This is a genomic window from Novosphingobium sp. BF6 (assembly GCF_058273105.1).
The window spans coordinates 1,255,497-1,267,736 of sequence record NZ_CM177775.1 but is presented as its reverse complement, the minus strand read 5'-3'; the positions used below and the strand labels follow the sequence as shown (position 1 = coordinate 1,267,736).

Genomic DNA, 12,240 nt, shown 5'->3' with positions numbered 1-12,240 from the left:
CATCAGAGGGGGCACCCATCATGAATCGCACCGAACGGCGTCCTTGGGGACGCCGCCTTCTGGCGGGGCTGGGCGTCACCGCCCTCGCCCTGCTGGCAGCGGCCTGCATATTCGCACCGGGCAAGTTCACGTCCACGCTCGACTTGCGCAAGAATCGCACGTTCACGTTCCGCTACGCGGGCGAGATCGTGATGGTGCCGCTCAAGGCATCCAAGCCCAAGCCCTTCGAGCCCGACGCCTGCCACGACGACGACTACAACGAACGCCCCTGCACCGAGGAAGAACTCGCCCAGCAGAAGGCGGACTGGGAAAAATCGAACGAGCAAAAGAAGAAGAGCGATGCCGAGGCGTCGCAGATGCTGCTTGGCGGCCTCGATCCCAGCGATCCCAGGGCCGGCGAACAGATCGCCGAAAAGCTGCGCCGTCAGGTCGGTTGGAACAAGGTTGATTACGTGGGCGACGGCAAGTTCGACGTCGACTTCACCATGACCGGCCGGCTCGATCACGACTTCGCCTTCCCGACCATCGAAGGCTTTGCGATGAGCAATGCTTTCGTCCAGCTTTCGCTGCGGCGGGACGGCTCGGTGCGCTTCGATGCTCCTGCATTCGGCCCCCAGGGCGGCGCTGCGGGCATGGGCGCCATGATGAGCGGCTTCGCCAACGACAAGGGCGGCGACACGTCGGACAGCACCGTCGACGCCGACGGCACCTTCACCCTGACGACCGACGGCGAAATCCTGGCCAACAACACCGATGAAGGGCCGGTCGCGGCACCTGGCGGGAGAGCGCTGGTCTGGAAGATCAACCCGCGCACACCGGCCGCACCCACGGCGCTGGTCAAGTTGACGCCCTGATCGCCGGCCGCACTTTGCTTCTACCAAACGAAAAACGCCGCGCCGACCTTATGGTCGGCGCGGCGTAATCTTTTCAACCTGCGAGGCGAAGCAGGCTGCAAGGATGCTTAGTTGACAGCGTCCTTGAGGCCCTTGCCGGCCTTGAACTTCGGCTGAGCCGAAGCCTTGATTTCCATCGGCTCGCCGGTGCGCGGGTTACGGCCGGTCGAGGCCTTGCGCTTGGCGACCGAGAAGGTGCCGAAACCGACGAGGCGGACTTCGTCACCCGACTTCAGCGCGCCGGTGATGGCTTCGAACACGCCTTCGACAGCCTTGGTGGCGTCGCTACGGGTAAGACCGCTCGTGTCCGCGACGGCGCTGATGAGATCGTTCTTGTTCATTATGGGAACCCCCTAGGCTTTCAATGGAAGGATGCGATGGGATATTCGGACTCGCCTCGAAACGGACGGAATTGAGCGGGTTTTCCCCACGGTGTCAAAGCCTAAACAAAGCCAAAAGTGGCAGTTTATCGCGTTTTTCCGCCAATCAGATGACGATTTCTGAATTGTGCGATGCAGCATTGCACGCGCCTGAATGCTGGCCGCTGCCGAGATGGTGCCGAGCGCTTTGTAACGAAACGACGACAAGGCGCCTTTCGGCCGCTGCCAAACGATTCGTCGAATGGATTCAACTTGGTAAAGACCGCGTTAAAGGCCTCGACATTCCCAGAGACGGTCCCGGCCGAGAAACGAATCCGGACAGGCACGCACAGGGCGCAAAAAAGGCGGTTCGAAATCGAACCGCCTCTCAGGCTGTCCGGCCCTTGCGAGCCGGACAATCGGCCAAAGCTTATGCCTTGGCGTCGTTGACCCGGCGCTCGGCGATACGGGCGCGCTTGCCGGTACGACCACGCAGGTAGTACAGCTTCGCACGACGCACGACGCCGCGACGGACAACGGTGATCGAATCGATGTTCGGCGAGTAGAGCGGGAATACGCGCTCCACGCCTTCACCGAAGCTCATCTTGCGGACGGTGAAGTTCGAACCCATGCCACGGTTCGAACGCGCGATGCACACGCCTTCGTAAGCCTGGACGCGGGTACGGGTGCCTTCAACCACCTTCACGCCGACGCGGACGGTGTCGCCCGGACGGAAGGTCGGGATATCCTTGGCGGCCTTGGCAATTTCCTCGGCCTCGATCTGCTGAATCAGGTTCATGAACCTAAGTCCTCGTTTTTGCGCCGCGCACCAGAGGCAGACTGGCCCCGAACGTCACTGCGACGTTCCCAAAGGTCCGGCCTGCGTGACCGTGTATCTTCCTCCGCCTGTCGTTTCCGCCAGGCGGCGATTTTCGCATGATCCCCCGATCGCAGCACTTCAGGGATCGTGCGCCCTTCCCACTCGGTGGGTCGGGTAAACTGCGGGTATTCGAGAAGACCGTCCTCGAACGATTCCTCGGTCCCGCTGGAAGCCGCGCCCATTACGCCGGGAAGCAGCCGAATGCAAGCATCTAACAGCAGGATTGCCGCGGGTTCGCCGCCCGAAAGCACCGCATCGCCGACCGACATCTCCTCGACGTCGCGGCCTTCGAAGATGCGCTCGTCGAAACCTTCGAACCGGCCGCACAGGATCGTGACGCCGGAACCCTGCGCCAGTTCGCGCACGCGCGCCTGCGAGATCGGTTTGCCGCGCGGCGTCATCGCGATGATTGGCGCATCGGGATTGATCGAACGGGCATGGTCGATCGCCGCGGCCAGCACGTCGACCTTGAGCACCATGCCGGCGCCGCCCCCTGCGGGCGTATCGTCCACGGTGCGGTGCTTGTCGCTCGTGAAGTCGCGGATGTGGACGGGGTTCATGGCCCATTTGCCCTCCGCCAGCGCCCTGCCCGCCAGGCTGATGCCGAGCGTGCCGGGGAACATCTCCGGATAGAGGGTGAGGACGGTAGCGTTGAAAGTCATGCCCCCGCGCAAAGCCCAATTCGGCGCCTGCGGCAAGGGGGAAGCGCCGGAATTGCGCCTTTCAGAGCGGTTCCCAGACTTCGGGAGGCAGGAAAGCACGATCGCGCGCGATCTCGTCGCGGAACCATTCGCGCAGGCGTTCGATCTTGCGGACACCCACGCGGTTCTCGGGATGGACCATCCAATGCGCGGTGCCGGGCAGGTACATCGTTTCGAAAGGCTGCACGAGGCGACCGGCCTCCAGATCCTCCCGCCAGATCAGTGGGGTCATCAGCGCCACGCCGAAACCTTCGCGCGCCGCGCTGCCTTCCTGTAGCTGGTTGTCGAACATGAAGCCCCGCCGCGAGGGCGCGGGCAGTTGCCCGACACCCGCAACCGCGAACCAGGCATTCCACCAGGGATCGTTGGGCGCGAAACGCTCGACCGTCAGCAGATCTTCCGGCTGCCTGATGCGATGCCGCTCAAGAAACTCCGGCGAGCAGATCGGCGAATAGTGCTGTCGGAACAGGAACTCGCTGCGGAGCCCTTCCCATGGCCCGACGCCGCCACGAATGGCGACATCGTCGTTCGATATCGCGAAGTCGATCACTTCGTTCGAAAGCGACATGCGGACCGCGATATCCGGATGGCGAAGCTGAAAGCGCCCGATGCGCGTGCTCAGCCAGCTTGCGCCCAACGAGACGGAAGCGTTGATGGCCAGAACATCCTCGTCCTCGCTGCGAATGGACGCGAAAGCGTCGGTCATGGCGATGAAGGCACCGCTCAGCGCGGGCAGCAGGCGCCGCCCCGCGTCGGAGAGATGCACCCTGCCCTTCTTGCGCACGAACAGCGGCTTGCCGACACGGTCTTCGAGCTGGCGGATCTGATAGGAAACCGCCGCCTGCGTCATGCCCAGTTCCTCGGCGGCGCGCGAGAAGTTCTCGTGCCGACCGGCGGCCTCGAAGGCGCGGATGGCAGTCAGGGGCGGCAGGCGGTCCATCCCCGCATGATAAGGCTGCCTTATAGCCTTCGCCAGAGGCTTTGTTGGCGCGGGCGGGCAGGATCGGCCAGATTCCGGACATCCGATGGAGGAACCGGACAATGCAGGATCAACACTTCATGCAGCAATGGAACGCCGGGCATGACCGGTTTTCCGAAGGGCTCGATCACGAAATGGCCGGATTGGCAGAAAGGATCGCGGCTCGATTTCGGCGCCGGGCCCCCCGGCAGCGCAAAGCGGAATCGCCGCTGGCCCGCAAGGCCCGCCTGACCACGCTCGGCGTCGTCGGCGGCATTCTCGCCGGGGCAAGCCTTGGCATGGTGGCGCCGCTGGTGCTCGCCATCGACTGCCCGCAATCGCCTCTGGAAGCGGCGCGTTCTTGCACCCAGGCCGCCCTCGCCTGAAAGCAGAAAGGCCGCCCCGAGGGACGGCCTTTCCTTATTCTTCCGCGAAGACGGCGGTGATGACCAACCGTTCGTGATCCCACTCGGGTACGGCGGCGGGAGTCATGGGCACCATGAAACGGCGCCGTTTGCCATCCTCGCCTGCCGGACGCTCGATCTCGATCACGTCACCCGCGCCGAAGTTCTCGACCGCGATGCAGGTGCCGAGTTCGTCGCCCGCATCGGAGACGGCACGCAGCCCGAGAAGGTCGGCGTGATAGTACTCGCCTTCCTCCAGTTCCGGCATCGACGCGCGCGGAACGGTGAGCGCGGTACCGCGCAGCTTCTCGGCAGCCGTGCGATCCGGCACTTCCTCGAAACGCGCAATCGCGCCGCCCTTGCCGTCATCGCGCAGCTTGGCGAGCGTCAGGGTGGAATCGTTGAAGGCGCGGTAGCGCTTGAGCGCCGCCACGCCTTCACCGAACAGCTTGAGGCGAACCTCGCCCGTCACGCCGTGCGCGCCGCTAACGGCAGCAAGCGTGACGGGGCGGTCTTGACCAGCCATCTGGATCCGACCTGAAGCTTAGGCTTCGGTCGATTCCTCGGCGGCTGCTTCAGCAGGCGCTTCTTCAGCGGCCGGAGCGGCAGCAGCAGCGGCAGCCGCTTCTTCAGCTTCGCGCAGCTTCTCGGCACGCTCTTCAGCGCGGTCCTTGGCCTTCTGGCCCGGCTCGCCCTTCTTGGCGTTCACGGTGGCGGCGCGTTCCTTGATACCGGCCTTGTCGAGCAGGCGGGCAACGCGGTCGGTCGGCTGGGCGCCAACGCCGAGCCAGTAACGCACGCGGTCTTCGACCAGACGGACGCGGTTTTCGTCGTCCTTGGCGAGGATCGGGTTGTAGGTGCCGACCTGCTCAAGATACTTGCCGTCGCGCGGAGCGCGCGAGTTGGAGACGACGATCTTGTAGTAAGGACGCTTCTTCGCGCCACCGCGCGACAGACGGATCGAAACGGACATTGCTCTACCTTTCCTTCAAATCTTCAAAAATTACTTCTTAAGAAACTTGCCGAGATCGGGGCCACCGAGGCCCGGCATACCGCCGGCACCGCCACCGCCAAGGCCCGGCATGGCAGCATCGAGACCGCCCTTGCCGAACATCGCGGCCAGCCCCTTGAGGCCGCCCATCTTCTTGATCTGCTTCATGGCCTTGGACATCTCCTGGTGCATTTTCAGCAGCTTGTTGACGTCCTGAACATTGGTGCCCGAACCGTTGGCGACGCGGATCTTGCGCTTGGCATTGAGCAGCGCCGGGTTGACGCGCTCCTTCTGCGTCATCGAACCGATGATCGCATCCATGCGCAGCAGAACGCGGTCGTCCATGCCCGAAGCAGCCATTGCCGCCTTGGCCTTCTTCATGCCCGGCATCATGCCCGCCAGCGCGCCAAGGCCGCCCATCTTCTGCATCTGGCCAAGCTGCATGCGCAGGTCGTTCATGTCGAACTTGCCCTGCTCCATGCGCTTCGCCAGCGCTTCTGCGTCCTCGATCTTGACCGCTTCCGCCGCCTTTTCGACGATGGAGACGATGTCGCCCATGCCGAGGATGCGGTTGGCGACGCGGCTGGGGTGGAAGACCTCAAGAGCCTCCATCTTCTCGCCGGTACCCGCGAACTTGATCGGCTTGCCGGTGACGGCCCGCATCGACAGCGCCGCACCGCCGCGCGCGTCACCGTCCATGCGGGTGAGCACGACGCCGGTGAGGTCGACTTCGCCGGAGAACGACTGCGCGACGTTGACCGCGTCCTGACCCGTCAGCGAGTCGACCACGAGCAGCGTTTCACGGGGGTTCGAGATGGCGGCAACCGCCTTCATCTCGTCCATGAGCTGGGTATCGACGTGGAGACGGCCGGCAGTGTCGAGCAGCAGCACGTCCACGGCCTGAAGCCTGGCGGACTGCATCGCGCGGGTGGCGATCTCGGTCGGCTGCTGCCCGGCGATGATCGGCAGGGTGGCGACGCCGACCTGCTCGCCCAGCACGCGAAGCTGTTCCTGCGCGGCCGGACGGTTGACGTCCAGCGAGGCCATCAGGACCTTCTTGCCCTGCTTCTCGCGAAGGAGGCGGGCGATCTTGGCGGTGCTGGTGGTCTTGCCCGAACCCTGAAGGCCGACCATCATGATGACGACCGGCGGCGCGGCGTTGAGATCGAGTTCGGCGGTCTCTTCGCCGCCGAGCATCTCGATCAGCGCGTCATTGACGATCTTGACGACCTGCTGGCCGGGCGTGACCGAGCGCAGCACCGACTGGCCGACAGCCTTTTCGGTAACCTGGTCGATGAAGCGGCGCACGACGGGGAGCGCGACATCGGCTTCGAGGAGCGCGATGCGCACTTCGCGCATGGCATCGCGGACGTCCTGCTCCTTGAGCGCGCCGCGGCCACGCAGCTTGTCGAAAACGCCACCAAGACGATCCGAAAGGCTGTCGAACATGCCTAACTCCACTTTTGGCGGGCAACAAGGCCAGCCAGAACGCCAAAAACGCCGGTGGGCGAAACCTCGCTGACCGGCGTAACGGAAACCTTATGCGAAAAACGCCGGCGGACGAAACCTCGTCGGCCAGCGTATCGCGTTCCCGCGAAACTGATATGTCGAAATAGCCGATCGAAGCTGACTTTGAAAGGCCGTTTCGTAAGAAATGGTGGAGCCTAGCGGGATCGAACCGCTGACCTCCTGCATGCCATGCAGGCGCTCTCCCAGCTGAGCTAAGGCCCCAATCATTTCAGCGGATCGACCTGGGAGGTTCGATCCGTTTCCCGCGTTTCGGCTTGCGCCTCCGCTTGGGAGGCCGCCCTCTAGATGGGGTTATCCGGGCTGGCAAGAGGAAATTTTCACGAGCCTGTCATTTTTTGGACGGAGGCCGGAAACGCCTTCCACCGCTCTTCTCCATCCACCCCCGCTCATCCTGAGGCTGTCGAAGAATGGAGGCCTCGCGCCGCGCCTCAGGGGGCTTCGACAAGCTCTGCCTGAGCGGGACTGGAGGTAGGTTCCAACCGCAAGAAGAAAGGGCGCGGTCGCCGAAGCGCCGCGCCCTTTCCTGAAACGGATCGGTCCCGAGACTTACTCGTCGCGGTCGCCGTCATCGTCGCCGCCGCCGATGCCGAGATCGTCGTCACCGCCGAGATCGACGTCGTTGTCCGGCGAATCGCCGTCTTCGTCGATATCCAGATCGTCATCGGCGAGATCCGCATCCTCGGTCTCGACGGCTTCCTTCTTCTGGATTTCCTCATAGGGAATCGGCTGCTTGGACTTCAGCACCGGCTCCGGGTTCCACGAATGGCCGCACTCGATGCAGGTGACCGGGTCGTCCTTGCCCAGGTCGTAGAAGCGGGTGCCGCATTTCGGGCAGCCGTGCTTGGCGCCCCACTCAGGCTTTGCCATGAAATGTCCTCATACTGCGCGCCCGAAGAGTACGGGCGAGAATTCCGTGTCTTGATGGGAGTGACGGAACGCAAAATCAAGCGCTCCGGTTACATCAGGGCGCGCGCCTTGCCATAGGCCGCACCCGCTGTCAAAAGCCCGGCGATTTTGCAGCCTTCCAGCCTCGAAAGAAGCACGCCCGTGAGCCACGACACCACCACACCCATGCGCCCTCGCCGTTTCCTGCCTGCAGGACCGCTGAAAGGCAGGATTCGCGTGCCGGGCGACAAGTCGATCAGTCATCGCTCGATCATGCTGGGCGCGCTGGCCGTGGGCGAAACCCGCGTGACCGGCCTGCTGGAAGGCGAGGACGTGCTGGCCACCGCCGCCGCCATGCGCGCCATGGGAGCCAGCGTGGAACGCGTCGGTGACGGCGAATGGCGCGTGAACGGCGTCGGCGTCGGCGCCCTGCTCCAACCCGAAGGCCCGGTGGACATGGGCAACTCCGGAACCTCGACGCGCCTCCTGATGGGCCTTGTCGCCAGCCATCCGATCAATGTCAGCTTCACCGGCGACGCCTCGCTATCCAAGCGCCCGATGGGCCGCGTGATCGATCCGCTTTCGGAAATGGGCGCCAGCTTCGAAGCGAGTGAAGGTGGTCGCCTTCCCCTGATCGTGCGCGGCGCCTCGCCTGCCGTGCCGATCACCTACCGCCTGCCGGTCGCCTCCGCGCAGGTGAAGAGCGCCATCCTGCTCGCCGGCCTCAACACGCCCGGCACGACCACGGTGATCGAGCCGGTGCCGACCCGCGACCACTCCGAACGCATGCTCAAGGGCTTCGGCGCCGATCTCTCCGTCACCGTGGAAGCGGACGGCACCCGCGTCATCACCATCAAGGGTGAGGCCGAACTGAAGCCGCAAGTGATCGACGTACCGGGTGACCCCTCCTCGGCGGCCTTCTTCATCGTTGCCGCGCTGGTGACGCCGGGCAGCGAAGTCGTGATCGAGAACGTCGGCCTCAACCCCACCCGCGCCGGGCTTGTCGAAGTGCTGCGCCAGATGGGCGGCCAGATCGAGTTCCTGAACGAACGCGAAATCGGCGGCGAGCCGGTGGCGGACCTGCTGGTCAGGCACTCGGCCCTCAAGGGCATCGAAGTCGATCCCGCCATCGCGCCCGCCATGATCGACGAATTCCCCGTCCTTTTCGTCGCCGCCTCGCTGGCCGAGGGCGTCACCGTCACCAGCGGCCTCGACGAGCTGCGCGTGAAGGAATCGGATCGCCTCTCCGCCATGGCCGCCGCGCTGACGCTGGCCGGAGCCGGAATCGAAGAGCGCGAGGACGGCCTCGTCATCACCGGCACCGGCGGCACCCCGCTGCCCGGCACCGCCGCCGATGCGCAAGTCACCACCCACCTCGACCACCGCATCGCCATGTCTATGGCGGTCGCGGGGCTCGTCAGCAGCGGCGGCGTGGAAGTGGACGACACCCGCCCGATCGCCACCAGCTTCCCCAATTTCGAGGACCTGCTGGCCTCCCTCGCCGGATAAGGGCATTCTGCGCAGGGATGGCACGTCGTCATCCCTGCGCAGGAGCCTCCATGATACTCGACTTGCCGGAATCGATCAGCAATATCCTCGGCTTCATCGGCACGGCATGCTGCATTCTCGCCTATGCCTACATCACCTACGAGGACGAACCGAACCGCTACCTCCAGCACGGCCTAAACTTTGCAGGCGCCGTGCTGCTGCTGATCTCGCTGATGGTGAACGTCAACCTGCCCTCGATCGCCATGGAAGCGCTCTGGGCGGTCATCGCCGGCTGGGGCCTGGTGAAAGCCATGCTTTCGCGCCGCAAGCCGCCCGCCGCGCCGGAACGCACGACCTTGCACTGAGCGCGCCAAGCCGCCATGACCCCGCGATGATTATCGCCGTAGACGGACCCACCGCTTCGGGCAAAGGCACTATCGCCAAGGCCCTCGCCCACCATTTCGGACTGCCCCACCTCGACACCGGCCTGCTCTATCGCGCGGTCGGCCGCCAGTGCTTCCTTGACGGCGGCAATCCGGACGATCCCGTGGATGCCCTTGCCGCTTGCGCCTTTCCCGAGGGCCTGCTGGCAGATCCCGAACTGCGCTCCGAAGCCAGCGGCGGCCTGGCAAGCCGGGTCTCGATCCACCCCACGGTGCGCCAGGCGCTCTACGAACGCCAGCACGCCTTCGCCACCCAGCCCGGCGGCGCCGTGCTGGACGGACGCGACATCGGCACGGTGATCGCGCCGGAGGCCGAAGCCAAGCTGTTCGTGATCGCCTCGGTCGAGGCCCGCGCCCAGCGCCGCTTCCTCGAAATGCAGGCCCATGGCCGCGACGTCACTCTGGAAGCGATCACCGCCGACCTCGCCGCACGTGACGAACGCGACCGCAATCGCAAGGACGCACCGCTGGTGGCCGCCGCCGATGCCATCGAGATCGACACCTCCGAACTGAAGCGCGAGGAAGCCATCGCCGCCGCCATCGCCGCCGTGGACGCCCTGCGGGTCTCCTGACCCGCTCGGCCGAACCCGCCTGAATTGACCAACAGGGTCGCCGGACACCTCAGATCGACCGGCTTTGCAATGCGACGAAACCACGTCGTATCCGCCAATTTTCTTGCATTTCGCCCCTCATGGGCGTAGGGGCCGCCGGTCTGGAGAACCGCAAGGTTTGAAGGACGCCGTGGACGGCATCCGGCCCCTACGGCGGTTCGGCCCTTTTGGCCCGGGCCTCGCATGGTGCGAAGCGCGGAGGAAAGACCGGCGGATAAAACCGCCTGGCCGGAAAGAACTAAACAGGATTAAACCTTTAATGGCTACTTCTGCCAATCCCACCCGCGACGATTTCGCGAAGATGCTTGACGACCAGCTCGGCGGCGTCGCCGACGACGGTTTCGAAGGCCGCGTCGTCAAGGGTACCGTCACTGCCATCGAAAACGACAAGGCCGTCATCGACGTGGGCCTGAAGAGCGAGGGCCGCGTTGCCCTGCGCGAATTCGCCCGTGGCGAAGGCGAGCATGGTCTCAAGGTCGGTGACGAAGTCGAAGTTTACGTCGACCGCGTCGAGAACGCCGACGGTGAAGCGATGCTGTCGCGCGACCGCGCACGCCGCGAAGCCGCCTGGGACAAGCTCGAAAACGAATTCGGTGAAGGCAAGCGCGTCGAAGGCGTGATCTTCGGCCGCGTCAAGGGCGGCTTCACCGTCGACCTCGACGGCGCCGTTGCGTTCCTCCCCGGCTCGCAGGTCGACATCCGCCCCGTGCGCGACGTCACCCCGCTGATGGATGTGCCGCAGCCCTTCCAGATTCTGAAGATGGACCGTCGCCGCGGCAATATCGTCGTGTCGCGTCGCGCCGTCCTCGAAGAAACGCGCGCCGAACAGCGCAGCGAGCTGATCGACAAGCTGAGCGAAGGCCAGGTCATCGAAGGCGTCGTCAAGAACATCACCGACTACGGTGCGTTCGTTGACCTCGGCGGCATCGACGGCCTGCTCCATGTCACCGACATGAGCTACAAGCGCGTCAACCACCCGAGCGAAGTGATCGCCATCGGCGACACCGTGAAGGTCCAGATCATCCGCATCAACCAGGACACCCAGCGCATCAGCCTCGGCATGAAGCAGCTGGAAAGCGATCCGTGGGAAGGCGCAGCCGTCAAGTACCCGGTCGGCGCCAAGCTGTCGGGCACCGTCACGAACATCACCGAATACGGTGCCTTCGTGGAACTGGAAGCCGGCATCGAGGGCCTCGTCCACGTTTCGGAAATGTCCTGGACCAAGAAGAACGTCCACCCCGGCAAGATCGTCTCGACCTCGCAGGAAGTCGAAGTGGTCGTTCTCGAAGTCGATTCGGACAAGCGCCGCATCTCGCTCGGCCTCAAGCAGGCTCAGCAGAACCCCTGGGAAGCCTTCGCCGAGAAGCACCCCGTCGGTTCGCAGGTTGAAGGCGAAGTCAAGAACGCTACCGAATTCGGCCTGTTCATCGGTCTCGACGGCGACGTCGACGGCATGGTTCACATGTCGGACATCGCCTGGGGCATCTCGGGCGAGGACGCGCTGGCTCTGCACCGCAAGGGCGAGCAGGTTTCGGCCGTGGTTCTCGACGTCGACGTCGAGAAGGAACGCATCAGCCTCGGCATGAAGCAGCTTGAGCGTGGCGCTCCGGCCGCTGGCGGCGTTGCCGCGACCGGCGGCAGCTCGCTGCGTCGCAACGAAGTCGTCACCGTCACCGTTCTCGAAGTCCGCGACGGCGGCCTGGAAGTCCAGGCTGGCGACGATGGCGCCACCGGCTTCATCAAGCGTTCGGACCTCGGCCGCGACCGCGACGAGCAGCGCCCCGACCGCTTCCAGGTCGGCCAGAAGCTCGACGCCATGGTCACCGGCTTCGATCGTTCGAAGAAGCCGAACTTCTCGGTCAAGGCCCGCCAGCTGGCCGAAGAGAAGGAAGCCGTGGAACAGTACGGTTCGTCGGACTCGGGCGCTTCGCTCGGCGACATCCTTGGCGAAGCCCTCAAGAACCGTTCGTAAGAACAGTTCGGGCTTCACCGTCAGGTGAACCAACAAAAGCCCGTCCGGAGAAATCCAGGCGGGCTTTTGCTTTTTCCCAATCCTCTTCCCCTGCCCCGACCGAGCGCCTAAATCCTTCCGCAAGG

14 protein-coding genes and 1 tRNA gene are annotated in these 12,240 nt (G+C 64.6%); 6 read left to right on the top strand and 9 right to left on the bottom strand.

What is annotated here, in order from left to right; all coding sequences use genetic code 11:
- The first annotated feature begins 20 nt into the window (after nucleotides 1-20).
- Nucleotides 21-854, top strand: a complete 834-nt coding sequence (locus AC4D6D_RS06265) for a hypothetical protein (protein ID WP_491326933.1) — start codon at nucleotides 21-23, stop codon at nucleotides 852-854.
- Between the two features lie 107 nt (nucleotides 855-961).
- Here the strand turns inward: AC4D6D_RS06265 and AC4D6D_RS06260 are convergent, their stop codons facing one another.
- From AC4D6D_RS06260 to AC4D6D_RS06245, 4 genes are all read right to left on the bottom strand, one after another.
- The gene (locus tag AC4D6D_RS06260; protein WP_147219283.1) at nucleotides 962-1,234 is read right to left on the bottom strand and encodes an HU family DNA-binding protein; all 273 of its coding nucleotides are present in this window, start codon (nucleotides 1,232-1,234) and stop codon (nucleotides 962-964) included.
- Between the two features lie 448 nt (nucleotides 1,235-1,682).
- The gene (gene rplS / locus AC4D6D_RS06255; RefSeq protein WP_147219281.1) at nucleotides 1,683-2,051 is read right to left on the bottom strand and encodes a 50S ribosomal protein L19; all 369 of its coding nucleotides are present in this window, start codon (nucleotides 2,049-2,051) and stop codon (nucleotides 1,683-1,685) included.
- Nucleotides 2,048-2,794, bottom strand: coding sequence for a tRNA (guanosine(37)-N1)-methyltransferase TrmD (gene trmD / locus AC4D6D_RS06250; RefSeq protein WP_491326932.1), 747 nt, complete (start codon nucleotides 2,792-2,794; stop codon nucleotides 2,048-2,050). Before trmD ends, rplS begins: the two co-directional genes overlap by 4 nt.
- 61 nt (nucleotides 2,795-2,855) lie before the next feature.
- A complete protein-coding gene (locus AC4D6D_RS06245; RefSeq protein WP_491326931.1) occupies nucleotides 2,856-3,773 on the bottom strand; it encodes a LysR substrate-binding domain-containing protein in 918 nt (305 codons plus the stop codon).
- 101 nt (nucleotides 3,774-3,874) lie between these two features.
- Here AC4D6D_RS06245 and AC4D6D_RS06240 point away from each other — a divergent pair, with 101 nt between their 5' ends.
- Complete coding sequence (locus AC4D6D_RS06240) at nucleotides 3,875-4,177, top strand: hypothetical protein (RefSeq protein WP_491326930.1); 303 nt, start codon at nucleotides 3,875-3,877, stop codon at nucleotides 4,175-4,177.
- Nucleotides 4,178-4,211: 34 nt separating this feature from the next.
- On the opposite strand, the gene rimM is transcribed toward AC4D6D_RS06240, so the two are convergent.
- The 5 genes from rimM to AC4D6D_RS06215 all read right to left on the bottom strand — a co-directional run bounded on the left by rimM (nucleotide 4,212) and on the right by AC4D6D_RS06215 (nucleotide 7,583).
- Complete coding sequence (rimM, locus tag AC4D6D_RS06235; RefSeq protein WP_491326929.1) at nucleotides 4,212-4,721, bottom strand: ribosome maturation factor RimM; 510 nt, start codon at nucleotides 4,719-4,721, stop codon at nucleotides 4,212-4,214.
- 18 nt (nucleotides 4,722-4,739) lie between these two features.
- On the bottom strand, nucleotides 4,740-5,168 hold the full coding sequence (rpsP, locus tag AC4D6D_RS06230) for a 30S ribosomal protein S16 (protein WP_021232297.1): 429 nt from the start codon (nucleotides 5,166-5,168) through the stop codon (nucleotides 4,740-4,742).
- A gap of 30 nt (nucleotides 5,169-5,198) precedes the next feature.
- Nucleotides 5,199-6,635 (bottom strand): signal recognition particle protein, encoded by a 1,437-nt coding sequence (gene ffh, locus AC4D6D_RS06225; RefSeq protein WP_147219271.1) that lies wholly within the window; start codon nucleotides 6,633-6,635, stop codon nucleotides 5,199-5,201.
- Between the two features lie 206 nt (nucleotides 6,636-6,841).
- Nucleotides 6,842-6,917 (bottom strand) — tRNA-Ala (locus tag AC4D6D_RS06220).
- A 345-nt stretch (nucleotides 6,918-7,262) separates the two neighbouring features.
- Nucleotides 7,263-7,583 (bottom strand): TIGR02300 family protein, encoded by a 321-nt coding sequence (locus tag AC4D6D_RS06215; protein ID WP_147219269.1) that lies wholly within the window; start codon nucleotides 7,581-7,583, stop codon nucleotides 7,263-7,265.
- Between the two features lie 204 nt (nucleotides 7,584-7,787).
- Between AC4D6D_RS06215 and aroA the strand changes: the two genes are divergently transcribed.
- The 4 genes from aroA to rpsA all read left to right on the top strand — a co-directional run bounded on the left by aroA (nucleotide 7,788) and on the right by rpsA (nucleotide 12,115).
- Nucleotides 7,788-9,110 (top strand): 3-phosphoshikimate 1-carboxyvinyltransferase, encoded by a 1,323-nt coding sequence (gene aroA, locus AC4D6D_RS06210; RefSeq protein ID WP_491327210.1) that lies wholly within the window; start codon nucleotides 7,788-7,790, stop codon nucleotides 9,108-9,110.
- A 50-nt stretch (nucleotides 9,111-9,160) separates the two neighbouring features.
- Nucleotides 9,161-9,454, top strand: a complete 294-nt coding sequence (locus AC4D6D_RS06205; RefSeq protein WP_491326928.1) for a CBU_0592 family membrane protein — start codon at nucleotides 9,161-9,163, stop codon at nucleotides 9,452-9,454.
- A 26-nt stretch (nucleotides 9,455-9,480) separates the two neighbouring features.
- Entirely contained in the window at nucleotides 9,481-10,104 is a 624-nt protein-coding gene (locus AC4D6D_RS06200) for a (d)CMP kinase (RefSeq protein ID WP_465146751.1), read from the top strand.
- Between the two features lie 298 nt (nucleotides 10,105-10,402).
- Nucleotides 10,403-12,115: a 30S ribosomal protein S1 gene (gene rpsA / locus AC4D6D_RS06195; protein WP_021233345.1), complete on the top strand. Its 1,713-nt coding sequence runs from the start codon at nucleotides 10,403-10,405 to the stop codon at nucleotides 12,113-12,115.
- The last annotated feature ends 125 nt before the right edge of the window (nucleotides 12,116-12,240 follow it).

Bases quoted from the DNA above. Each gene is read 5' to 3' on its own strand.
- AC4D6D_RS06265 (WP_491326933.1), top strand. From the start codon at position 21: ATGAATCGCACCGAACGGCGTCCTTGGGGACGCCGCCTTCTGGCGGGG.
- AC4D6D_RS06260 (WP_147219283.1), bottom strand. From the start codon at position 1,234: ATGAACAAGAACGATCTCATCAGCGCCGTCGCGGACACGAGCGGTCTT.
- rplS (WP_147219281.1), bottom strand. From the start codon at position 2,051: ATGAACCTGATTCAGCAGATCGAGGCCGAGGAAATTGCCAAGGCCGCC.
- trmD (WP_491326932.1), bottom strand. From the start codon at position 2,794: ATGACTTTCAACGCTACCGTCCTCACCCTCTATCCGGAGATGTTCCCC.
- AC4D6D_RS06245 (WP_491326931.1), bottom strand. From the start codon at position 3,773: ATGGACCGCCTGCCGCCCCTGACTGCCATCCGCGCCTTCGAGGCCGCC.
- AC4D6D_RS06240 (WP_491326930.1), top strand. From the start codon at position 3,875: ATGCAGGATCAACACTTCATGCAGCAATGGAACGCCGGGCATGACCGG.
- rimM (WP_491326929.1), bottom strand. From the start codon at position 4,721: ATGGCTGGTCAAGACCGCCCCGTCACGCTTGCTGCCGTTAGCGGCGCG.
- rpsP (WP_021232297.1), bottom strand. From the start codon at position 5,168: ATGTCCGTTTCGATCCGTCTGTCGCGCGGTGGCGCGAAGAAGCGTCCT.
- ffh (WP_147219271.1), bottom strand. From the start codon at position 6,635: ATGTTCGACAGCCTTTCGGATCGTCTTGGTGGCGTTTTCGACAAGCTG.
- AC4D6D_RS06215 (WP_147219269.1), bottom strand. From the start codon at position 7,583: ATGGCAAAGCCTGAGTGGGGCGCCAAGCACGGCTGCCCGAAATGCGGC.
- aroA (WP_491327210.1), top strand. From the start codon at position 7,788: ATGCGCCCTCGCCGTTTCCTGCCTGCAGGACCGCTGAAAGGCAGGATT.
- AC4D6D_RS06205 (WP_491326928.1), top strand. From the start codon at position 9,161: ATGATACTCGACTTGCCGGAATCGATCAGCAATATCCTCGGCTTCATC.
- AC4D6D_RS06200 (WP_465146751.1), top strand. From the start codon at position 9,481: ATGATTATCGCCGTAGACGGACCCACCGCTTCGGGCAAAGGCACTATC.
- rpsA (WP_021233345.1), top strand. From the start codon at position 10,403: ATGGCTACTTCTGCCAATCCCACCCGCGACGATTTCGCGAAGATGCTT.